We start from the raw sequence: 23560 nt of genomic DNA, 5'->3' as shown, positions 1-23560 counted from the left end.
AAGTTTTCCACATCGTTTTTGTTACAATTTGGAGGATGCAATATAGCCAGAATATATAGATTGGCACACCCTTAAAACCACTATACACTGATAATAAGGCAATTAAAAACAAATTAACTAAAAGTGTCACACTGGCCCATTTTTGCCCATAAATTTCGAAGATTTACCTAAAAGCGCTCATTTATAGGTTTTAAAACCTCCCCATCACCCCCATTTTTTAAGTTTAATTATTCAATTTTTGGGAAAACCTCCCACTTCCAAAATATCTCATGATAGATGGCGATTACGCAAACGTTTGCCCGTTATTTGCATTTTCTTTATCGCTGGTTTATCTCTAATTTGGGTTAAACTCACCCTTAAACACTAAAAATGAAAACCAAAATTCTGAAAATGATGCTAGCGCTGACTTTAAGCGCTTCCATCGGTTTTGCCCAAACAAGCGAGCCCGGCAATCTCTCTTTAAACAGTATTATCCCTAAACCATTATCAGTTAGCGCCCATACAGGTAAATTTGAATTCAAACCTACCACACCTATTTATTACCAGCCGCGAGCGCAGGCACCAATAAGCGTATTCATTGCTCAACTAGCCGGTAGCACTGGTATAAAAGCTAAAACTTCGCTCTTAACCAACCAAAGTCAGGGCATTTTATTTATGGTATCAGATACCTTGAACAGCCTGGGTGAAGAAGGTTACTGTATCAGGATTACGCCAACTGCCATCAGCGTTTATGCCAAAACTGGCGCAGGGATATTTAATGCCACCCAAACCATCAGGCAGTTATTGCCTGTACAGATTGAAGGCAAAACCAATGGCAACTCAGTATGGAGCATTCCTTGCGGTGAAATTACCGATAAACCACGCTACAGCTGGCGCGGTTACATGCAGGATGTTAGCCGCACCTTTTATGGTGTAGAGGTGATGAAGAAATATATGGATGTGATGGCGTTGTATAAATTAAATGTACTGCACTTACACCTAACCGACGACCAGGGTTGGCGGATTGAAATTAAAAAGTATCCGCTGCTTACCAGTACCAAAACTACTTTATTTGATAAAAGCACCAACCAACCTGCCGAAAGAAGTGGTTTTTATACGCAGGAGCAAATCCGTGAGCTGGTTAGATATGCCGCCCAACGGAATATTACCATTATTCCCGAAATTGATGTACCCGGCCACTCCTGGCCTACCGTATTGGACTATCCCGAACTGGGCGTAAACCAAAACCGTAAACCAGATTATGTATTTCCATTTTTGGATTCGTGGTCACATTGGGGCAACCAGTTTACCCCAAATACCCTCGACCCAACCAATGAAAAAGTGTACGAATTCTTAGATGGCGTATTTACTGAACTAGCCGACCTTTTCCCTTCGGCTTATATTCATTTCGGTGGAGATGAGGTAAGGCATGTATTGTGGGAAAAAGAGCCACACGTACAGGCCTTCATGAAAGAGAAATCGCTAAAGAATACCAATGAGCTGCAAAGTTATTTTGTGCAGCGCATTTCTACCATTATTAAAGGTAAAGGCAAAAAACCAATTGGCTGGAACGATATTTTAAGCGATGCAAAAAATCTGACCAAAGAAACAGCAATCATGTCGTGGTTGGGCGATGAGGCTATTGCCGACGCCGCAAAGAATGGCTTTTATGCAGTAGCCACACCTACCGACCCGCTTTACTTCGATATTACCCAGGCCGACCGTAACGATGGTACCATGAGCGATCTGGCTTACGGCAACATCAACTCTTTAGAAAAGGTATATAATTACGAGCCTGAAACAGGCTTAAATAAAGATGAGGCAAAATTTATTTTAGGCGTACAAGCCAATCAATGGACTGCCATAACCCAGGATCTTAAAGACATGAACGTGCAGAATTTCCCGCGTTTACTCGCACTTGCTGAAATAGCCTGGATACCAAAAGGGAATAGAGACCTGGACGGTTTCAGGGAACGCTTAACCAATAACCTAAAGCGCCTTGACTTGCTCAAAATAGATTATTATAAACCGGGTGGCTATATTTCGGGCAAATGGACAGCCAAAGAAATCGGCAGCGAATACCAGCCCCTTAGCTGGGATGTGACCAAAAAAACCTATGCAAACGGCCGCATTACCGCAGGGTTCTTTTACACGAGCGGGGCTAATTTCATGGAAATCAGAAAGGTGGAACTACTTCAGGATGGTAAGGCAGTAGCGCAGGACGAACACGTTGGGATCGCTGATAAATTTAGGGGTACCAATAAGGTAAAAACCTTTTTGTATCACCTGCAGCTTAATCGTTATAATCCGAAGGCGAAGTACGAACTGAGAGCAGAAGTTAAGGGCATTAAAGGAACTGAAAGCTACGGCAACTTTACTTATAACCTGAGCCCGGCCGACCGGCTAAATGTGGTAGAAAGCAAATAATAAATCCCGGTTCCAATATGTGCATGAATTCGTGTGCATATTGGACTTAAAGGCAATCTTATTTCTAACCATGACTATCGAATTCTAATTTTACTTATTTAGACTCATTAAAAATAATTTGCATAAGCGGGATTAAAACTATTTCTTTGTAGCAAAGAAAATTCTGAAATACGTTCCCAGTCAAGGGTATATCTCCGCTAAATGAAATCTGCAGGCAATTCTAAAAAAATCAGTTGGGCAAAACACCAAAAAAGATGGTTCGGTAAATGGCACCTTTATTTGGGTATTATTGCTGGAGCAATAGTGGCTTTTGTGGGTGTTACTGGCAGCATCCTGGTTTTTCAGGATGAAATTGACCGGGCTTTAAACCCAAATTTGTTTGAGGTTATTGCTCAAAAGCAAAAAATGCCGGTCGAAGAGATTGTACCGCTAATCAAAAAAAACTACCCAAAGCTAAAAATCGACTACCTGATGCTGAACAACTTCAAAAACCCCAATGAAGCTTACAGTGTTTTGGATCTGAAAAGTGGTAATGAAACTTTTATTAATCCCTATACCGGCAAGATAGGAGGCAAAAGAATACATACCAGTTCTTTTATCCATATAGTTACAGAATTACACAGAACCTTATTAATCCCGGTTGCGGGCCGTTACATTTGCGGATTGGCTTCGCTTTGCCTTTTAATTTTAACGATTTCGGGCCTGCGTTTATGGTTGCCCAAGAAATGGAAACAACTTAAATCGGTACTTACGGTAAGGTTTAGCGGTTCGTTTAAACGCCAAAATTACGACTGGCACAATTCGCTTGGTTTTTACTCCTCGCCAATTGTGGCCATTTTGAGCTTAACAGGTTTTTGTATTACCTTTTCTACGCTTGTTATTCCTTTCCTATTCCTGTTGAATGGGAAATCGCCGCAAGGTGTAGCCAAGTTACTGGGTGCAAAATCGGCCTGGCATGCACAAGCAGTGCCGCTCCCGCTTAAGGCAATTACTGCAGCAGCTAAAGAAAAAATGCCCAATGCCCATATCGGCGGAATTGCTTTTCCGGCCGATAAAACCGGCACCTACCGTTTAGATATGCTAAGCGGCGACCTGCCCAAAGTCGGAAAAAGGGAAATGCTGATTGTTGATCAGTATACCGCTAAAACATTATTGAATAGCCGCAGCGATTTCCCGAATGTGGGCAATGCTTATCTCAGCTGGCTCACGCCTATCCACTACGGTAGCTTTGGTGGCCGGCCGACACAAGTTATAGCCATTATTGCCGGATTGATGCCATTGGCTCTTTTTATTACGGGTTTTATTATCTGGTGGCCCCGCTACAAAAAACAAAAAAGAGGTAAAAAGCAGAAAACGACTGAAGCAGCTTTGAATGAAACATCAGAAACTCAGGTATCTGAAAAAGAATTAAAACCAGCAAAAATCAAAACACCGCTCCCAAAGTTGGGCAGATATTTCATAACCAATTTTAAAGCGGGTTTTAAATATGCAGCTGTTATTTTGCTTGTAAGTTTTATAATGGGCGCACTTTATGGCTTGCCCTCGGGCATTATAATCCACCCAGCTGTTTTTGTAGTGGCCTTCAGCGCAGTTATGGTCTGCCTTAATTTTATATGTGCATTACTGGCCGAACTGTTTAACATTTTATTTTTACTCCCTTTTAAGAAAGGCAGTCACCGTGTGACCAGATATTTTGCCTTATCTGCCGCATTTTTAGTTTGCTACCTGGCAGTTTATATGGTATTGGCGAATACAGGTATGGAGATTTTCTAAAATATTGCCATAAACTGAAAATAGGGTTATAACGTCACTTCTTAACCAAACGACATCTGGCTTGCGATTGTCGGGGATTCATAGCGCGATAAACATTAAGGCGATTCAATACCTCAATACAATTCCACCTATTCCATCTGTTCGGTCCCGTACGCCAAACTGTTCGATAACGAACACCTACCAATTCAAACACTTATTTAAATAGTTGACTATAAGTAATATAATCAGAAATAATTGTTTTGGCACTTCCTTCGTTAACATGCAATCAAACGATACGAATGCAAAAAGAAACAGCAGCTCGGTTATCGGCTAAACATTTATTAAATAAAATTAAGTTATGAAACGTTACCTCAAAACCCAAATTGCACTACTATTTATCATTCTACTACTGATACCTCTCTGCCCAACTCTTGCCAACGCTAAAGTGCATAAGCCTATAAAAACCAGCAGAATTTCCCCTTTCAGAAAAATTTTAATAAAAGGAAATGTTGAAGTGCTACTGATCCAAAAACCTGGCCTTAACATATCTTACACTGATGACAATGAGGGAAACGCTATGGTAACACAACAGGGAGAAATACTTTCGATTACGGGCACCAGTACCTTGCGCTGCAAAATACGTGTTTATGTAGATGAGCTTTACAGAATAGAGGCCAGCGAAAATGCTATTGTAAAAACAGATGGAATTTTATCACTCAAATACCTGCAGATCATCTTAAAGGGAAATTCAAATGCCGATATCAATACAACCAGTCAGCAACTTTATACGGCCATTCACGATAAATCTAAATTATACCTAAAGGGAAATACAGATACACATTTCCTTTTTATGGATAAAACCCCAAGCCTAACCTTTGATCAGTTTGCGGTATTACGCACTCAGCTCATTGAATAATAAATTAATAACAAAAAGGCCTGGGAAATATCCAGGCCTTTTATTGGTAATTATTTAGCAGGAGTAATCACAATCTTCCTGTATTCAATCGGCATGTGATCACCTTGCAGGTAAATTGGTCCAGATTCTCCTTCATTGCTATCTAAAGCACCACCGGTAATACCCGGAATTTCCTGATTGCTGATGATGGTTTTACCATTGGCTACTATGGTTACCAATCGGCCTACCAGGGTAATATCGTAGCTCTGCCATTCATCTGGCCCAAGCGTAACCATTTCGTTAGGGGTTAAAAACCCGTATACCCCACCAAACAGTACACTGTTTGGATGCGCATCTTTCTTGCTGTCTTCAATCTGCACTTCATAACGACCTCTCAAATACACACCACTATTGCCCTCTTTAGGATAGCGGAATTCGACATGAAGTTTGAAATCGTTGTATTTCTGTTCGGTAATCAGGTTTGAACCTGCTTTAGGGCTGGTTAAAATACCATCTTTCACGATCCATTGGTTTTGGCCACTTGCTTTCCAGCCGGTTAAATCCTTACCATTAAACAAATTTACAGCCTTACCCCATGCCGGCGCAGCAGTTCTTTTTAAATAAGGTGCTTTAACACCTTTCCAGCTGTATTTTTTACCGTTGCATTCGGTCATTGTTCCGCTAATTCCAGCGTCGGTTAATTCCCCTTCCATAACCAAATTTGCTGTTCCACTCTCCCACTGTGGTGGAATTTCAAACCTGAAACTTTTGCCATCGAACTTTACTTCAGATACCGGGCGGGCACTGCCAGCTACAGATACAAAGTAACCTACTAACGTTTTGGTACCAGATAGTTTAACCTCGAGCCATGATGGCGCCTGTCTACCATTAACATCAATGGTTATATCCCAGCGACCAATAAGGGCAGCGGGCTCGGCAACCAAACGATTATATTCAGCTTTAATTAGTGTTGAAGCAAATGTTTTTCCAGGCAACCCTGCAATTAAGAGGCAACCTAAACCAAGCAAACAGATTTTTTTTCTCATAAGTGTAATTTCATTTATCAAGCAGTGCTTTTATCTGCTTTCTGCTATCGGTTATTGTTAAGATAATTTAAGAAAGGTATAATTTATTTTCTTTTGCAGCAAACACATATTACGTGCAGATACGAAAAGGCCCTTGCAAACCAGATCTGCAAGGGCCTATTTTATATTAATGCTATTAACTATCCATTAATGGCTTTAACGCCTGGTAATTCCTTACCTTCCATATATTCTAATAAAGCACCACCACCTGTAGACACGTAGCTTACTTCATCTTCCAAACCGAATTTAGCAATAGCCGCAGCCGAATCGCCACCTCCGATTAATGAAAACGCTCCATTGTCTTTAGTTGCAGCCACTACCGCATCGGCAACAGCTTTGGTACCCACCTGGAAGCTTTCCATTTCGAAAACACCCATTGGGCCATTCCACAATAATGTTTTAGAGTTTTTAATTACATCCTGAAACAATTCAGCAGTTTTCGGACCGATATCTAATCCCATCCAATCAGCCGGGATATGGCCTGCAGCCACATCTTGTTTAGCAGCATCGTTAGCAAATTTATCTGCGATAACGGTATCGATCGGTAAAATCAAGTTTACCCCTTTCGCTTTTGCTTTTTCAAGTAGTTCTAAAGAAAGTGCTTGTTTATCGGCCTCTAATAACGAAGTACCGATTTCCCCACCTTGCGCTTTAGCAAAAGTATATGCCATACCACCACCGATAATCAAATTATCTACTTTCTCTAACAATTTCTCGATCAGAAGAATTTTATCAGAAACCTTAGCACCACCCATAATAGCTGTAAATGGTCTTTCGGCATGGTTTAAGATTTTTTCGGCATTTTCAACTTCAGATGCCATTAAGTAACCAAAGTATTTTGCATCAGGGAAAAACTGTGCAATGATTGATGTAGAAGCGTGTGCACGGTGTGCAGTACCAAAGGCATCGTTTACATAAACATCGCCCAATTTCGATAATTTTTCGGCAAAAGCTACATCACCTTTTTCTTCTTCTTTGTAGAAACGCAGGTTCTCCAACAATAAAATCTCACCTGGTTTTAAAGCAGCAGCCTGGGTTGCAGCGCTCTCGCCAATGCAATCGTCGGCAAATTTAACCTCAACACCGGTTAAAGCAGAAAGATCAGCTAAGATATGTTTTAAAGAATATTTATCAGTTGGTCCATCTTTCGGACGGCCTAAGTGCGACATTAAAATCACTGCGCCACCATCTTTTAATATTTTGCTGATGGTTGGTAATGCAGCCCTGATTCTTTTATCGTCGGTAATTTTAAATTCATCATCCAAAGGCACGTTAAAATCTACCCTGATTAATGCTTTTTTATCTTTAAAGTCAAACTGGTCAATGGTGTTCATGTTTAATTATTTTGATTTAAGTTTAATTTCATTTCGTAGTGGAAACCGATACCGGGAATATCGAATTCGGGCGATTCGGTAGTAAAGCCAATCTTTTTGTAAAATGCTGCTGCAGTAGAGCGTGCATTGCACCACAAGTAATCGGTTTTATATTCTTTTAAGTATTCGATAGCAAAGTTAACCAGCGCCGCGCCATATCCCTTGCCTCCGGCATCGGGATGTGTGGCCATTCCGCGTAACTGATAACCTTCACCTTCTTCGGGGAAGAAATCGTTGCGCATAAATGTGGCTATTGACTTTATTTCCCTGTCTGCCCAAAAACCCAGGTGAAAAGTATCGTAGGCATCATCGCCTTCAAAAACACATTCTTTTAAAGGTTTGCCATTGCGTAAAACGAGGCTTCTTAAAGGCAGAACTTCTTCGGGAAGAATAAATTTAACCATATTTATTAGCAACAATTTAGCGCGAACTAACCATATATTGCAATATGGAAGCTCCGCTCAGGTTTGCAAAGTTAACAAAGCAATTGAAACGCGGTTATAATATCAAGCATAAAGTTTTAACATTTTCGTGGTAAATCCAGTAACTAGCCTAAAGAAAACACATCAAAACATTGGGTTAAAACCGGACGCCTTATTTATAACTGGCTCATTAATTGGCTTCCAATTTTGGAAGGGTTTTCCACCAAGCCAGTAACTTATCTTTTAAACCGCCAGCTATCTTAGGCTCACTTGCAGCAAGATTGGTTGTCTCCTTTTTATCCTTAACGATGTTATACAGCTGCATATCGGTGTTGTTACTGTTCATCAGCAATTTCCATTCTCCTTCTCTGATTGCCAGATTAGGGCTTTTATCGACTGGCCGGGGATATTTATAAGCAATATCATTCCGCCCATATTCCCAAAATATTTCCTTATTCCTTGATGATGGCTTGCCTGTTAAAACAGCGCTTCGATCAACACCATCGCTATGATAGCTTTTAGGCAAACTAATGCCAGCCATTTTTGTTAGCGAAGGCAAAAGATCGGTAGCCGTTACTACAGACAGATTATCGGTTTTACCTTTGGCAATATGCCCGGGCCAGCTAATGAGAAAAGGCATACAAATACCTCCCTCGTACAGCGAAAGCTTGGATCCCCTCAAGCCTGCTGCCCTGCTTCCTTTGAAACTCGGCAGCGGACCGTTATCACTGGTAAAAATGACAATGGTATTCTGATCCATGCCGAGTGCTTTCAACCCATCCAAAAGCCGCCCGATTTGTTTATCATATTCTTTCAATACCAGCTTAAAAGCGGCTTCTTCTTCAGGATTCATTGGATATTGGCCAGTATATTCAGTTTCTTTTCTCGGCACCCAGGGTGTATGCACATCATCAGGCCAAAGGTTTACAAAACAAGGCTGGTTTGGATGCGCCTTAAAAAAAGCAAGTGTTTTATCTACAAAATACTTTGTGCGGTCGTAACGCTTAATGCTATCTTTATCTGACCAGATCCAGTTGGTAGCGGTAATTGCAGGATCGGGATCAGGACTTTCGTAAGTACTGGCATGTGCATCGTAGCCATAAGCTTCAAAACCTGGGGCATCTTTAACATCCCTGCCGCCGCCCAGGTGCCATTTACCAAAATGTCCTGTCGCATAGCCAGCATCCTTAAAAAATCTGGCCATACTTGGCGCTTTGGGATCCAGAAAATCAGCTTGCCCAGCATTTTTATTGTGTTTTTTATTGTCAAGGTAGGTACAAAAATTCCACCTACCCGGGTACATACCGGTAAGCATGCCTGCACGTGATGGGGAGCAGATTGGCGCTGCGCTATAATACTGGGTAAGCTTTAAACCATTAGCAGCAATCCTATCGATGTTGGGTGTAGGTACAAATTTACCACCAAAAGCGCCTACATCACTAAAACCCATGTCGTCGGTTAAAATAACAATTACGTTGGGGGCCTTCGTTTTGTTTATCTTTTTCTGGGCGTTTGCATTTAAACCAATTGTTAAATTCAAAAGTACCAGCAAGGCGCGGGCTATGGCCAGTTTATTCATGTTTTCGGTATTTAGTTTCAGTAGATTAACCAAATATAGCCTTCTGAAATTAACCAAAATGTAATGAATTGGATAGAATAGAAAAGAAGCGATGCTATTAAATAAAACACATACCCATAACGGTTGTTCATTAGTTGTTGATAAAATCAAGTGATATGATAAAAGCGAAAAACATCCAAACGGCTGCCAAACTACTACTGGGCGCAGGCTTAATTGCTGCAGGAACAGGGCACTTAACTTTTGCACGAAAAGCTTTCCAGGCGCAAGTACCTGATTGGGTACCACTCCAAAAAGATGATACCGTGGTTTACTCTGGCCTGGTTGAAATTGCATTGGGCAGTGCTTTGCTACTAGCACCAAAAAAATATGAAAAGTTGGTTGGTAAAATTGCAGCAAGCATGTTTATCGCTGTTTTTCCCGGAAATATTTCGCAATACACCCATAAAAGAAGTGCCTTCGGCCTGAATACGGATACCAAAAGGTTTTTGCGCCTGTTTTTTCAGCCGGTACTGGTATACTGGGCGCTAAAATCTACGGATTAAGCAAATCAGCCAAAATTAGTGTATTGAGTTGCAGGATGTCTCAGCTATATTTAGCCGTGTTTTACAATTGTTTAGGCTTTTGGCAAAAGATCTATTTTCTTTACTACATCAATCAAACGGCTGCTATAACCATATTCGTTATCATACCAGCCAACCACTTTAACCATATCTCCTACAATGGAGGTAAGTAGCGAGTCGAATACGCATGAGTGAGGGTTATCGATAATATCAATTGAAACAATTGGATCTTCGGTATATTGTACCAGCCCTTTAAGCTCATTTTCTGCAGCTTTTTTAAAAGCAGTATTAATTTCCTTAATGGTTGTCTTTTTCTTTAAAAGGCAGGTAAAATCGGTAAGTGATCCGTTTAAGACCGGCACCCTGATTCCAGCCCCTCCCAAACGGCCATCGAGTTCGGGAAAAATATGGGTAATGGCCTTAGCCGCACCAGTTGTTGTCGGGATAATTGAAGATGAGGCAGCTCTGGCCCTTCTTAAATCTTTATGGTTCGCATCGTGCAGGTTCTGATCACCTGTCATCGAGTGTATTGTGGTGATATAACCCTCTTCTACTCCCCAGTTATCGTTCAAAATCTTAATCATGGGTGCAATGTTATTGGTAGTACAACTTGCGTTAGAGAGTACAGAACTGCTTAAATCAATCTGATCATCGTTAACACCCAGTACAACCATCGGAATATCATCAGCTGCAGGGGCAGAAATTAATACTTGTTTGGCACCCGAGGCAATGTGTTTTTCGGCTGATGCGCGGGTTAAATTCCTACCAGTACAATCAATAACCAAATCAACCCTCAATGCCGACCATGGTAATTCATCAGCTTCCTTAATGGCAAAAACCGGAATAGAAAGGTTATCGATTACTAAAGCATCGGGCTTGGCAGAAACATTACCAGCAAAAACCCCATGAACGGTATCGTATTTGAACAGGTGTGCCATTGTTTTGGCATCTGCCAAATCATTAACCGCTACCACTTCAAAACCCTCAGCTAATGCCAAGCGTAAAAATGTTCTTCCTATTCTACCAAAACCATTTATTGCCAGCCTCATGTTATTAAAAATTAGAGCGCAAAATTAGTATTAATTTATGAATTGAACAGGATGATATGATAAGATGGAAATGGGGTGATCAAACAGCGTTTTCAGTCCCCTGGACAGCTATTGTTTTGTCGATTTTTTATATAAACTCAAGGTGAGCACCCCGTTAAATGTCGCGCAGATCGCTATAATGAAGAAAATCAACACAAAATTCCCCAGTCGCTGCAATGAGATAGTGGCAAGCAGAATAACCGCATTAAGCATCAGAGAAGCAAGTACAATCTGGTTTGGCTTCAATCCGAGCAATTCTAAGCGGTGGTGAATGTGGTTACGGTCTCCTTTAAAGGGCGAAGTTCCATTTAAAATCCGGATGCAAAACACTCTTAACGAATCGAAGATGGGCACAATTAATATCGCTACAGCAATAGCAGGCGCCGAATAAAAGGCCGGCTGGTTGCTACCGGTAAATTTATTAAGCTCTATAAATTTAATTGCCAGTGCTGCAGAAATGAGCCCGATAATCAGGGCACCGGTATCCCCCATAAAAATCTTAGCCGGAAACCAGTTATATTTTAAAAAACCAGCAATAGCACCTGCCAGTGCAAAAGCAATAAAGGCATAAGGAATCTGCCCCATACTGGCGAACAAAACACCAAAAACCATACTTGTAAATATCCCAATCCCACCTGCTAATCCATCAATGCCATCTATTAAATTAAAGGCATTGTTTAAAAAGATAATCAGGGCAATCGAGAACAGGCTTCCCCAGATCATAGGCATATCTCCAATATTGAGTACGCCGTACAAACTAGATAGCCTGAACGAGCCGAAGAATACAAGAATAAAAGCAACTACAATCTGCAAAATAAACTTGGTACTGGTATTGGTACCATATACATCGTCTTTCAATCCCAGTGCAGCAAGAATGATGCAGGATGCAATAACAAAATTGGCTTCCCTAAAATTAATAATTGACGAAAAAAGTAAAATGCTAATGGTAAAGCTCGCCACTATGGCCAGTCCTCCCAGGCGTGAAATGTCGTGTTTATGGGTTTTACGGTAAAGGTCATTTTTATCGAAAAGGCCATATTTCAACGAAGTATAAATCACACTTGGCACACTTAAAATTACAGCTGAAAATGCCAAAATAAATATGGCACCGTAAAAATAGGCGGGATTCGAGTGCAGTATATCTTTGAACAAAACGGGATGATTTATGTTCAAATGTAGGAAAATTTGCAGAATGAACTACATTAGTAACAAGCTATTAACATGACATAGATCAAGTATCCTGAAGAAAAGACATGATCAGATTCAAATCCATTTAAGCTTAGAACTGCTTTAACTTGCTTAGTTTTTTCTTTACCAATACCCGGAATGGATGCGGCATTTTATTCCTCTTAAGTGACTTATAATCATTTACAAAAGCTAGCCAGCGGCTATGCAGCGATTTATTACTCACTCCCCCCACACGCATATTAACCATAAGCATGGGTAGATAAGCCGTTTTAGTTTGATGAGTGTAAAGGAACCTCAGCATTAAATCGTAATCTGCAGTAGTACCCAAATCAAGTGCGTAACATCCGTATTTTGAGAATAATGATTTCTTTAAGTAAAGCGTCGGGTGAGCAGGCATCCACCCATTTTCCAAATCTTTAAAACTTGCGTTTCGGGATTTCCATTTTCTCACGATTCTGCCAGTAGCTGGATGTATATAATGCAAATCGCCATATAAACCACCTATTTCTGGTTGGTTTTTAAAAGTCTCAGCTACTGCTGCCAATACATCGGGCCCCGAAAACATATCATCAGCATTTAAAATACCAATAATATCGCCGGTAGCTTTTTCGATCCCTTTATTTATGGCATCATAAAGTCCCTGATCAGCTTCGGAAATAAAATAATCGATGTGTGCCTGATTTTCGGCTATTATGCGAAGCGTATTATCTTTCGATCCGCCATCAATTACTAAATATTCTACATCCGGGTAAGTTTGAGACTTAACAGAATTAAAACATTCCTGCAGAAAAGCTTCGCCATTATAAACAACAGTGATGAGGGATATTTTCATAATTAACCAATCAGTCATCAACTTGTATAGATGTTAAAGCTGAAGCCCGGGTAAATATAAAATTAAGTAAGGATACACAGAAGAGATAATGTAAAGAAAGCAGTTCAGGGTTTATTCCTTTTTCTGATGATGAGGATACCGAATAAACCTGCCGCAGCACCGAAAAGCCAGGAATGATCGTCGAGGTTGCATTCTACCATGGTAAATGTGCCTTGATAACCATACCTAAATGTCCCAAATAAACATATTTTAATACCCAAAACATCGACACCTAGCGTGCCATCGCAGATTACACAGGAAGATGCAGTTGTACCGGGCGTCCAACTACAATAATTACTAGATAAAGATGTAAATGGTGAATTATTATATAATTGTGATGTGCCTAAAACCTCTAATGCGTTAGAAGTATACACCCTATTACTATATGGAATTAAACATCCTGTAGCTGTCCCCTGTGCCAAGGCAATAATAGAAATTAAAGCAGCAAAAAGGGTAAGACAAAAACGTTTCATGCATTCCTAAAAGTAGTAATACACAAAGTTAGCCCCTTTATCAGCTCAATTATGTGTTCGTTTTGTTCAATAGCTAAACAATTAGTTTACAACCAATAGCTCTAAAATGAACAAAAACCAGATTTACACAATATAGCTTAAAAAACAAGGTGGCATCTGTTACGGATAAACAGCAAACTGAATACACCAACGACCGCTACACAATATGGTGTATAGTCATCTAAAGGCAACGTTACACACGTACTGTCGGAAGGATTATAATTTACCAAAGTACCAATATCGCCAGTATTAGTATCTGAGGTACATTGACCGTTGGGATTGGATGGAGAAACAATTTTTGGGTAAGCATCCGCAGTATTCCTGTCAATTCCACAAACAGGGTCCTGCGCCCAATTTCTTTTGGCTATACGATCTGTTGCAGTAAATTTAGGTATGAGTACGGAGCCGTTAAGATAGGTTCCGTTTTGAACCGTATAAATAAAATCGCCGGTTCTGCAACCCGTAGCTGCGAATGAACAAGAAAAAAATAAAACTGTTGACAAGACAGTTAGGGATAGATGCTTTAGCATTTTTGTTTGGTTTCCGGGCGCTACCTTAGGCTCCCATCACATTTTTATTGTAATATCTTCACAGCCTTAACAGAAATCGGCACCATTAAAAATCAAAAAGTGAAAATAACCGTAAGATTAATATTACAAAATTATAAAAAAACGAAAAACAAAAACAATGAACAAAATGAATGTGATGAATGCATGACAGTCTAGATCACTAGGCAAAAGCAGATAAAAACAGTTAAATGGGACTTGAAAGGGGAAAAATATAGTTATAGCGACACAAAAAGCCAACTCACAATGTTGACAAATATCACTAAGAAAATATTATAAGAGGTAACGTTCGCGAGATTTTGTTATAGCTAAGAGCTAAATTACACAATCTGGATCCTTAGCCTTTTGATTCCTAATAAGTAAAAACCCTAAAAACCCATCCACTAAAAAGATAGTCCAAAGATTATCATCAAGCGGACAATATATCATTGAAAATGTATTTCTAACACCAGCTACAGGTGAATTACAGCTAATAAACGCTCCAGTAGTGGTATTGTAGGTAATTCCACCAGTACAAACGGTACAAGTTGGTGTCCCAGTGGCAGGTGTCCAGTAGCAATAACCTGGGGATAGCGGACGTGCGCCTGTTACACCAAGAAAATATGTCGGATAAAGTTCATTGGTATACACAGTATTGGTGGATGAAAGAAAACACCCGGTATAAGTTCCCTGAGCCTGCGCCGACTGACTAAAAAGAAAACAAAACAATAAACTTACTGAACAAACGAAAAGCTTCATAATAAATACAGGGTAATTGTTATTGCAAAAATAGACACCGTATGATAAAAACACAAAAAAACATGCTTAATAATACAAAATCTTTTTAGCCGTAACTACTCAATATTCATACCAGTATTTTTTCTTCTTATTATTCCCATGGCAATAAAAGCGGTAAAAACTGTCATTATTATTGCATGATCATCAATGGGACATGCAACCATGCTAAAAGTTCCTTTAACACCAGTTGTACATCCTGATGGAAAGTACCCCCATGGCCAAACATAAGTATAGCTTGTGCACACACTACAGCTTACACCTGTCGAACTGGGCGTCCAATAACAATAGTTGTTGGAGAGTGTAGTTACAGGTGCACTTGTTTCGTAATATGTTGCATTGCCCATGAAATCATTTCCATAAACAGAATTATTGGGCAACAAACATCCTGTAGCAGTACCTTGAGAAAATGAATATGAAACAGCTCCAAAAGTAATGAGCAAAAAGAGAAGGGATAATTTATACATGACAACCATAAATAATCATCAAAAATAGCCCTAACACGTATAATAAATATTACAAAAATAACCAACATTGACAATTATCAAGGTCATTATTTTTTTTAACAAAACAAATCATACATATCCAATCAAATTGATTATCAATAAATCAGAATAAAAATTACAACCACGTACATTAGACGATGCGCAATAGCTATCAGATAAAATCAAAAAACAGGATTTATAAAAGCTACTTTCTTTAAAAAAGCATTTAGAAAATGTATTTTTGGCATAGATATGTGGAAAGTTTAATGCATAAACGTATCTTTAAAATTATGGCCCGTTTTAATTTCATCCCACTCCTACTCTTTAGCTTTATTTTCTCAATTCTGGTCCTATCGGGTTGCTCTGTACGCAAACAACATAGTTTGTTTAATGCACCTACTGATATTGTTACAGATACCATTAAACAGGTATATGTGGTTAATGATCAGGGATTGGGTGATATCTACTACAAAATCAAAATAAATGATCAACTAGCCGTAAGGAATGTTCAAAACCCTGAGTTTGGCGCAACAAGTAGCTCAGCTACCAGTGTTTCAAGTAATAGTCAGAACGGATCGGCTCAGAATGTACTTGCTTATGCTGTTGAACCTGATGGAACCGTTAATTTACCAGCCATAGGCAAGGTTGAAGTTGCCGGTTTGACAAGAAGAGAAGCCAGAAACAAAATTCAGGATATTTATAAAAGCAAACTTTTAAAAGATCCGATTATTGAATTAACCATTGTTAATCTAAAAGTTACCTTGTTGGGTGAATTTGCAAAACAGGGAAATTTTTACCTGGAAAAAGAGAATACTGATCTTATCGAAATTATCGGCGAAGCTGGTGGAATATCCAAAGCAGCAGACCCTAAAACACTAAAAATCATTAGAGGCGACCGCAGCCACCCGGAAATTATCTATGTCAACCTTAATGATATCAATAGCCTGGCGAGTAAAAAACTGATTCTTCAGAACAATGACATCATCGTTCTCCAGCAGACTAAAGGGCAGGCATTAAGCGAACGCTTACAAAGTTTCAATAATATTGTGCAACCTCTACTTGTTGTAATTAACCTTGCAACATTAATTTTTGCTTTAACACGCTAATGGAAAAGGAACAAAATTTAGAGGCAAAAGCCGTTAGCCAACAGATCGATTTTTATAAAATATTCAGGGTTTTCTGGAGCCGGTGGTATTGGATTGCGGGCTGCATTGTAATTGCACTAAGTGTAGCAAAAATTAAAGTGTTATACACAACTCCGGTTTATCAAACCTTTGCTTCACTTAAGTTACAGGATAGTAACCCAAGCGTTAATACAAGCAATCAAATGCCAACGCAGGTCTATAACTATACCGATAAAATACAGGCGGAGAGCTTTGTGATCAGGAGTAACGACGTAGTATTAAATGCCATTAGTAACCTGGATTATAAAATATCCTATTACCTTAAAGGCAGGATCCGGACCACAGAACTCTATCCGGCTATTCCGTTCCAGATCGAGATAGTTAAACAGGATTCAGCTAATTTCAGCAGAGGCGTATACAATGTCGAAGCGGTAGACAAAAAGACTTTTAAAATTGGCGACCCTAATAATGTAAAGGCAAAATTAATCACCCACCGCTATGGCGAGCTTTTAAATTTGGGCAATATGCAGTTCCGTATTAAATCGGAAATTCCAAATGGCGATTATAGCTTCAAATTTAACACAAAGGAAGATTTTATTGGCCGGGCAATGGGCGTAAATGTGGCAGAAGCGGCAAGATTTACCAATGTAATGAGCTTAAGTTTAACCGATGGCAACCCGGTATTTGCCGCCGATATGCTTAATGCCATCATGAAAGAATATGTCCGTTACGACCTTATTCAACGCCAACGTTCTGCTAAACAAACTGTCGAATTCATCGATAACCAATTGGGCTTCATTAATACTGAGGCGGGTAAATCTGGCAGCAGCCTTGCTAACTATAAAACACAGAACAAAATCGTAGATATCAATTCGGCCGGAAATATGACGGTTGGGAAATTAGCCGAACTTGAAAAACAAAAAACGGAGCTAAACATTAAATTATTAGGTATTAAGCAACTAGAAGACCAGGTTAACAACAATCGTTCAAAAGTAGAAATCGGCCTGGATTTGGAGGGCGAGCTAAATGGAGGTTTGGGCGCTTTGGTTACGCAGTTAAACACCCTGCTGGCCAATAGGGAAATTAAACTGACCCAATTTACCTCCGATTCTCAACCTGTGAAACAAATTGAACAACAGATTACCAATGTAAAGGCTGGCATCAAAAACAGCATCCGTTTAATGCGAGAAGGGAATGAACAAACTGTTAAATATATCGATCAACAGATTAGCGGGGTGAATAGAAGCATAAGTGCTATTCCTGTTAAAGAGCAGAATTTTATTAAACTGAGCACCAATTTTGAGGTAAATAATAAAGTAAGATCTTATTTATCTGAAAAAAAGTTAGAAGCCGAAATGAATGCGGCCGCTACTGTTGCCGGTGCCGCCATTGTTAATATGGCCTATCCATCTTATTATTCTATAGCAGCCGATTCTAATAAAACATATACGTTTGCATTTTTGGTTGGCCTGGGTGCGGGCATGGGACTGATTCTTTTGGTCCGTTTTCTAAACCCTTACATCTATGATAAAGAAGCCGTTGAAGGTTTAACCAAAACACCAATCATTGGCGTAATCCGGAAATTCCCAGACTATATCGATCAGGATAACCGACAAGCTTTGTCTATCGCCAAACCAAAATCAGTCTTTGCAGAATCTGTACGTTCGGTACGTACCAATTTAAGTTTCTTAGCCAGCCATAAACAAAGTAAAGTAATTTGTATTACCTCAGAGATTTCTGGTGAAGGAAAATCGTTCGTAACCATTAACCTGGCAGGTACAATGGCCCTGATTGAAAAAAAAGTGATTTTGATCGCTGCCGATTTACGCAGATCACGTTTACATAAAGCTTTTGGCGTTGATAATAAAAAAGGGTTAAGCTCATTACTTTCCGGGCAGCACCAACTGGAAGATGTACTTATTCACGATGAAGTACACAATATGGATTTCATCCCTTCGGGGCCTGTTCCTCCAAACCCTTCAGAGCTTTTACACACAGAAGCCATGCAAAACCTATTGAAACGGCTCGAAAAAAGTTACGATTACGTACTGGTTGATACCGCTCCTGTGGGCCTGGTTTCTGACGCCATTCCATTGATCAGAAATTCGGATGTTAACCTTTTCGTTATCAGATCGGGCGTATCCAAGCAACGGGCAGCCAATATTCCAGAACGTTTATCGAGGGAATACGGGCTTAATAATATAGCCATAGTACTTAACGCCTTTGGCGATGATGCCCTATACTCTAATTACTATACTACCGATTACAGTCGCGGAGGGGGTAACAGCACCTATTATTATTCAGATTATTCCGGATACTCAGGTTCTGGCTATTACGACGATGAGAATCGCAAATGGTGGATGTTCTGGAAGAAAAAATAAGCAGGCCAGATTAGCAGCTTAGTGAACTTGACAAATAAAATTCAGGATTATGGTAGATGCAGGTAAGTTATGATCGATCAAAATTACAGGTGGTATCCGGTTTATACCCGCTCAAGAGCAGAAAAAAAAGCATATGAGGAGCTAAACCGAAAAGGAATACTGGCATATCTTCCATTAAGAAAAGCAGTAAAGCAATGGAGTGATCGTAAAAAAATTGTAGAAGAGCCTTTAATTAAGTCTTACCTGTTTGTGTATATTTCGGGCAAAGAGTATGCAGAAGTTTTAATGACGAACGGTATTGCCAGGTTCATTTACTTTTCAGGCCAGATTGCAACAATACCCGAGCAACAAATTACCGACCTTAAGTTACTGCTTGCTACTGATGCAGATCTTGAAGTACTGGAGTACGATATTAAGCCCGGTGAACGCGTATTGATTAAAGCAGGGCCATTTAAAGGCATTATGGCCGAACTGGTATCGGTACAAAATAAACAGCGTATTATCTTACGCTTACAAAATATAGGTTATGCAATAGAGATTAACACTTCTGTTGCATTTATAGAACCAGTGTAAGGTTCAATCCTAAAATGAGGTTAACAGTCGCGTTTTTTAAAACAACATGTGACTGAGAGGGCGAAGCTATGCCCGGCCACAAACAAAAAATCATCCCATCCCATATCCCATGTGCCGCATTGCGGGAATTATTGACCTTAACAAGCCTGTAGCAGAACTTCAACAGGAGGCGAAAGCTATGTGCAATTTAATGGCGCACGGTGGACCAGATGGCGAAGGCTATTATTTTGATGAAGAAAAAGGGCTGGTATTTGGACATAGGCGCCTGGCTCTGATCGACCTCTCTCCTGCTGGCCAACAACCTATGTCAATTCATAATGGCCACCTAACCATCACCTATAATGGTGAAATTTATAATTTCCAGGAGCTGAAAAAAGAACTGGTTGAAGCAGGCTTCGATTTTGTTTCGCATTGCGATACTGAAGTGATTCTCGCCGCGTACCAACGTTGGGGAGTTGCCAGTTTTAGTCGCTTAAATGGCATGTTTGCCTTTGCACTACATGATCAGCTGGAGGCTAAAACTTTCCTGGTGCGTGATCCCTCAGGGATCAAACCACTTTACTATTATAATGAAGAAGGCAAACTGATATTTTCATCAGAAGTAAAGGCTTTCAGTGAAACCGATTTACAACTATCAGAACTTCCGGAATGGAAAGTTTACTTTTTAGCTTTTGGTCACCTTCCCGAACCTTACACCACCCTTGCTCAGGTAAAAATGCTACCTAAAGGCAGCTATTTGAGTTGGGATCATCAACTTCAGCAAGCCTCCATTACCGCTTATTATAGAAGCAATCTAAAAGAATACTGTAAAGATCAGCAGCGTGCAGAGACTGCGCTCATTGAAATATTTAAGGAGGCTATAGCCAGACACCTGATTTCGGATGCGCCAATTGGTGTTTTTTTAAGTGGCGGGATTGACTCAAGCCTTTTAACACTGCTTTCAGCACAAAGCCTGGGGAATGGCCAGCATTTGAAAACCATATCCATCAATTTTTCTGAGCAACAATTTTCTGAGCAGGTTTATCAGGACCGGATTGCAAAACAAACCCAGAGTGAACATGCTGCATTCCTGATCGATAAGGATAGCTTTGAAAAGCACCTGCCCACTGCATTGGCAGCCATGGATCAACCTACTACAGATGGGATAAACTCCTGGTTTGTAAATTATTTTGCGAAGGAAAAAGGCCTAAAAGCCGTATTATCGGGCATAGGAGGTGATGAATTATTTGGAGGCTATCCTGCTTTCAAAAGAATGAAAATGGTAAGACTGCTGTCAAAGCTTCCACGTTTTATCCTCAAAAAAGGCATTCATTTTAAACAAACACATTTAAAGCGCGCCTACTATCTCAGTTACAAAAATACAGCTGGTAAATATCTGTTTTTACGTGGAATATATGCTCCCACCGAAATTGCATCGATATTGAATATGAAAATTGACAAGGTCGATGAAATACTTCAATCCATGTTAATGCCTGTTATTCCCGATAATTTAACGGCTGAGCAGGAAGCAGGTTGGCTGGAGTTTAATCTGTATATGCAAAATCAATTGCTGAAAGATACCGATGCAATGAGTATGCAGCATGGGATAGAAGTACGTGTACCCTTTCTGGACAAAGATCTAATCCAGCTACTTGATTATACTTCAGCTGCTATCAGATATCAACAAGCTAAACCAAAAGGTTTTCTTATCGATACCTTTAAGAATATCTTACCTGAAGCCATTTGGAACAGGGAAAAAATGGGTTTTACTTTTCCTTTTCAAACCTGGTTGCAGGCAAATGATTTCTTCCTGAAAGCACTAAATACTGTAAATCCGAAGGTAACAGAACTGAAAGCAGCATTTGTGCAGGGAGAATTGCATTGGTCTAAAGCAATTGCCTTGTATCAGTTAGAAAGGTGGGAAAATGGTAAGCTGAAGAACAGGACTGATCTGGATCGGGTTATACCAACCGATATCAACAATGCATAAACAACAGCGTATCTTATTCTTATCTTTATATACTTTCGGGTTAACGGGTGGGATCGAAAAGGTATGCAGATCGTTAACCAGTGCTTTGCATGAGTTAAAAAACATGGATGCTGTTAGTCAGTATCATTGCCTGAGCATGTATGATGAAAATCCAGATCCACGATATATAGATGCCGGACATTTTACAGGTTTTAACGGAAACCGAATTGCCTTTGGGCAGAAAACCATCCGCGAAGGCCTGAAATCTGACATTATCCTGCTCAGCCACATTAACCTGCTGGTATTCGGCTGGCTGATCAAGAAATTAAAGCCTAAAGCCAGAATTATCCTTTTAGCACATGGTATTGAAATCTGGGAGCCTTTAAAAAACTGGAAAAAGAGGTTTTTGCAACAAAAAACCGAAATATGGGCAGTCAGTAAATACACTGCTAACCGCGTTCAGCAACAACATAGTATTGCACCACATCAAATCAATATCCTGAACAATTGCCTCGACCCTTTTTTCGATGTACCTCAAAACTTTGAGAAACCCACTGAGCTATTAGAAAGGTATGGTCTGAATGCTGATCAAAAAATATTGTACACATTAACCAGATTATCATCCCGCGAGCAATATAAAGGTTATGACCAAGTATTGGCCGTATTGAAGCATTTACCTGAAGAAATTCATTACGTTCTTGGTGGAAAAGCAGATGCACTTGAACAAAAACGGATTCAACAATTAATTAATCAGTATGGCTTGCAGCACCGGGTTACTTTAACCGGTTTTATTGCAGATAGTGAAATCACTCCCCATTTTCTATTGGCCGATATTTTTGTGATGCCCAGCAAGGCTGAAGGTTTTGGAATTAGCTTTATTGAGGCAGCTGCATGTGGCTGTAAAGTTATTGCCGGCAATGGGGATGGCAGTAAAGACGCACTATTAAATGGAGAACTGGGTTTCCTGATTGATCCAACTAACCAGAAAGAGCTACTCAAAGCTATCCTCGAAGCATTAGCCTTGCCCATTGTCCGAGATTTACAGCAGCAGAAAACCCTAAACCACTTTGCTTTCAGCAATTACCTGCATAAAACACAGCAATTATTATCTATTTCATGAGCGAGCAAGAGCATTCCTGGACCATAGAAGCTAAAAGTTCTTTATTCGACCTCAAATTAAATGAGGTTTGGGCCTATCGCGATCTGTTATGGCTGTTGGTAAGGCGCGACTTCGTTTCCTTTTATAAGCAGACCATATTTGGACCCCTTTGGTTCTTTATCCAGCCTTTGTTTACCACCATTATTTTCACCTTTATCTTTGGAAACCTGGCCGGTATTTCTACCGATGGTTTGCCTAAACCACTTTTTTACATGGCAGGTATTACCGCATGGAACTATTTTTCTGATTGTCTGACCAAAACATCAACAGTATTCAGGGATAATGCAGGCATATTTGGCAAGGTTTATTTTCCGCGTTTAATTATGCCCCTAAGCATTGTGGTGAGTAATCTGGTACGTTTTGCCGTGCAACTGTTACTTTTTCTCCTATTGATGATCTATTACCATCTGTCAGGGGCGCAATTCTCTATCAGCTGGGCTCTAGTCCTGTTCCCTATGCTCATCATTTTAATGGCACTTTTGGGTTTGGGCGGAGGTATGATTATTTCGGCCATGACCACAAAATACCGCGACCTGGCATTTTTAGTAACCTTTGGCGTACAACTTTTAATGTATGCAACCACCGTCATCTATCCCCTATCAGCCGCACTTGAAAAATACCCAAAATATGCCTGGATCATCATGTACAATCCCATGACGCCTATCATTGAAACCTTTCGCTATGGTTTTTTGGGAGAAGGAAGTTTTAGCTGGGGCAGTTTTGGTTATGCCAGCGGAATTACATTTGCAGTATTGATTTTGGGAATCATCATATTTAATAAAGTAGAACGGAATTTTGTAGATACGGTTTAATTATATT

General features: G+C 39.9%; 20 protein-coding genes. 10 read left to right on the top strand and 10 right to left on the bottom strand.

What is annotated here, in order from left to right; all coding sequences use genetic code 11:
* The first annotated feature begins 369 nt into the window (after positions 1-369).
* From BLR37_RS16760 to BLR37_RS16750, 3 genes are all read left to right on the top strand, one after another.
* A complete protein-coding gene (locus BLR37_RS16760) occupies positions 370-2406 on the top strand; it encodes a beta-N-acetylhexosaminidase (RefSeq protein ID WP_208599672.1) in 2037 nt (678 codons plus the stop codon).
* A 201-nt stretch (positions 2407-2607) separates the two neighbouring features.
* Positions 2608-4179 (top strand): PepSY-associated TM helix domain-containing protein, encoded by a 1572-nt coding sequence (locus BLR37_RS16755; RefSeq protein WP_090770537.1) that lies wholly within the window; start codon positions 2608-2610, stop codon positions 4177-4179.
* A 337-nt stretch (positions 4180-4516) separates the two neighbouring features.
* A complete protein-coding gene (locus BLR37_RS16750; protein ID WP_090770535.1) occupies positions 4517-5074 on the top strand; it encodes a GIN domain-containing protein in 558 nt (185 codons plus the stop codon).
* 50 nt (positions 5075-5124) lie between these two features.
* Here BLR37_RS16750 and BLR37_RS16745 read toward each other — a convergent pair whose 3' ends face one another.
* The 4 genes from BLR37_RS16745 to BLR37_RS16730 form a co-directional block, all read right to left on the bottom strand.
* Positions 5125-6099 (bottom strand): 3-keto-disaccharide hydrolase, encoded by a 975-nt coding sequence (locus BLR37_RS16745; protein WP_090770533.1) that lies wholly within the window; start codon positions 6097-6099, stop codon positions 5125-5127.
* Between the two features lie 179 nt (positions 6100-6278).
* Positions 6279-7472, bottom strand: a complete 1194-nt coding sequence (locus tag BLR37_RS16740) for a phosphoglycerate kinase (protein WP_090770532.1) — start codon at positions 7470-7472, stop codon at positions 6279-6281.
* A 2-nt stretch (positions 7473-7474) separates the two neighbouring features.
* Entirely contained in the window at positions 7475-7915 is a 441-nt protein-coding gene (locus BLR37_RS16735) for a GNAT family N-acetyltransferase (protein WP_090770530.1), read from the bottom strand.
* A gap of 208 nt (positions 7916-8123) precedes the next feature.
* Entirely contained in the window at positions 8124-9512 is a 1389-nt protein-coding gene (locus BLR37_RS16730) for a sulfatase family protein (RefSeq protein WP_090770528.1), read from the bottom strand.
* Between the two features lie 155 nt (positions 9513-9667).
* Between BLR37_RS16730 and BLR37_RS16725 the strand changes: the two genes are divergently transcribed.
* Entirely contained in the window at positions 9668-10054 is a 387-nt protein-coding gene (locus BLR37_RS16725; protein WP_090770526.1) for a DoxX family protein, read from the top strand.
* 71 nt (positions 10055-10125) lie between these two features.
* Here BLR37_RS16725 and gap read toward each other — a convergent pair whose 3' ends face one another.
* The 6 genes from gap to BLR37_RS16695 all read right to left on the bottom strand — a co-directional run bounded on the left by gap (position 10126) and on the right by BLR37_RS16695 (position 15538).
* Positions 10126-11121, bottom strand: coding sequence for a type I glyceraldehyde-3-phosphate dehydrogenase (gap, locus tag BLR37_RS16720; protein ID WP_090770524.1), 996 nt, complete (start codon positions 11119-11121; stop codon positions 10126-10128).
* Positions 11122-11229: 108 nt separating this feature from the next.
* Positions 11230-12312 (bottom strand): MraY family glycosyltransferase, encoded by a 1083-nt coding sequence (locus BLR37_RS16715; RefSeq protein WP_167356631.1) that lies wholly within the window; start codon positions 12310-12312, stop codon positions 11230-11232.
* Between the two features lie 127 nt (positions 12313-12439).
* Positions 12440-13180: a glycosyltransferase family 2 protein gene (locus tag BLR37_RS16710; protein ID WP_167356630.1), complete on the bottom strand. Its 741-nt coding sequence runs from the start codon at positions 13178-13180 to the stop codon at positions 12440-12442.
* Between the two features lie 104 nt (positions 13181-13284).
* Positions 13285-13692, bottom strand: coding sequence for a hypothetical protein (locus tag BLR37_RS16705; RefSeq protein ID WP_090770518.1), 408 nt, complete (start codon positions 13690-13692; stop codon positions 13285-13287).
* Between the two features lie 920 nt (positions 13693-14612).
* The gene (locus tag BLR37_RS16700) at positions 14613-15035 is read right to left on the bottom strand and encodes a hypothetical protein (protein ID WP_090770516.1); all 423 of its coding nucleotides are present in this window, start codon (positions 15033-15035) and stop codon (positions 14613-14615) included.
* A 95-nt stretch (positions 15036-15130) separates the two neighbouring features.
* Entirely contained in the window at positions 15131-15538 is a 408-nt protein-coding gene (locus BLR37_RS16695) for a hypothetical protein (RefSeq protein ID WP_143009603.1), read from the bottom strand.
* A gap of 308 nt (positions 15539-15846) precedes the next feature.
* Between BLR37_RS16695 and BLR37_RS16690 the strand changes: the two genes are divergently transcribed.
* The 6 genes from BLR37_RS16690 (at position 15847) to BLR37_RS16665 (ending at position 23553) form a co-directional block, all read left to right on the top strand.
* The gene (locus BLR37_RS16690) at positions 15847-16662 is read left to right on the top strand and encodes a polysaccharide biosynthesis/export family protein (protein ID WP_167356629.1); all 816 of its coding nucleotides are present in this window, start codon (positions 15847-15849) and stop codon (positions 16660-16662) included.
* Entirely contained in the window at positions 16662-19061 is a 2400-nt protein-coding gene (locus tag BLR37_RS16685; RefSeq protein ID WP_090770510.1) for a GumC family protein, read from the top strand. Before BLR37_RS16690 ends, BLR37_RS16685 begins: the two co-directional genes overlap by 1 nt.
* 69 nt (positions 19062-19130) lie before the next feature.
* Positions 19131-19634: a UpxY family transcription antiterminator gene (locus BLR37_RS16680; RefSeq protein WP_090770508.1), complete on the top strand. Its 504-nt coding sequence runs from the start codon at positions 19131-19133 to the stop codon at positions 19632-19634.
* Between the two features lie 109 nt (positions 19635-19743).
* Complete coding sequence (gene asnB, locus BLR37_RS16675) at positions 19744-21603, top strand: asparagine synthase (glutamine-hydrolyzing) (RefSeq protein ID WP_090770507.1); 1860 nt, start codon at positions 19744-19746, stop codon at positions 21601-21603.
* The gene (locus BLR37_RS16670; RefSeq protein WP_090770505.1) at positions 21596-22702 is read left to right on the top strand and encodes a glycosyltransferase family 4 protein; all 1107 of its coding nucleotides are present in this window, start codon (positions 21596-21598) and stop codon (positions 22700-22702) included. The genes asnB and BLR37_RS16670 overlap by 8 nt, the downstream gene beginning before the upstream one ends.
* The gene (locus BLR37_RS16665; protein WP_090770503.1) at positions 22699-23553 is read left to right on the top strand and encodes an ABC transporter permease; all 855 of its coding nucleotides are present in this window, start codon (positions 22699-22701) and stop codon (positions 23551-23553) included. The genes BLR37_RS16670 and BLR37_RS16665 overlap by 4 nt, the downstream gene beginning before the upstream one ends.
* Positions 23554-23560: the final 7 nt, after the last annotated feature.

Origin of the sequence: Pedobacter soli (genome assembly GCF_900101435.1) — a bacterium.
Classification (GTDB): domain Bacteria; phylum Bacteroidota; class Bacteroidia; order Sphingobacteriales; family Sphingobacteriaceae; genus Pedobacter; species Pedobacter soli.
The sequence above is the reverse complement of the archived record's forward strand: the minus strand, read 5'-3'. Positions and strand labels throughout refer to the sequence as shown.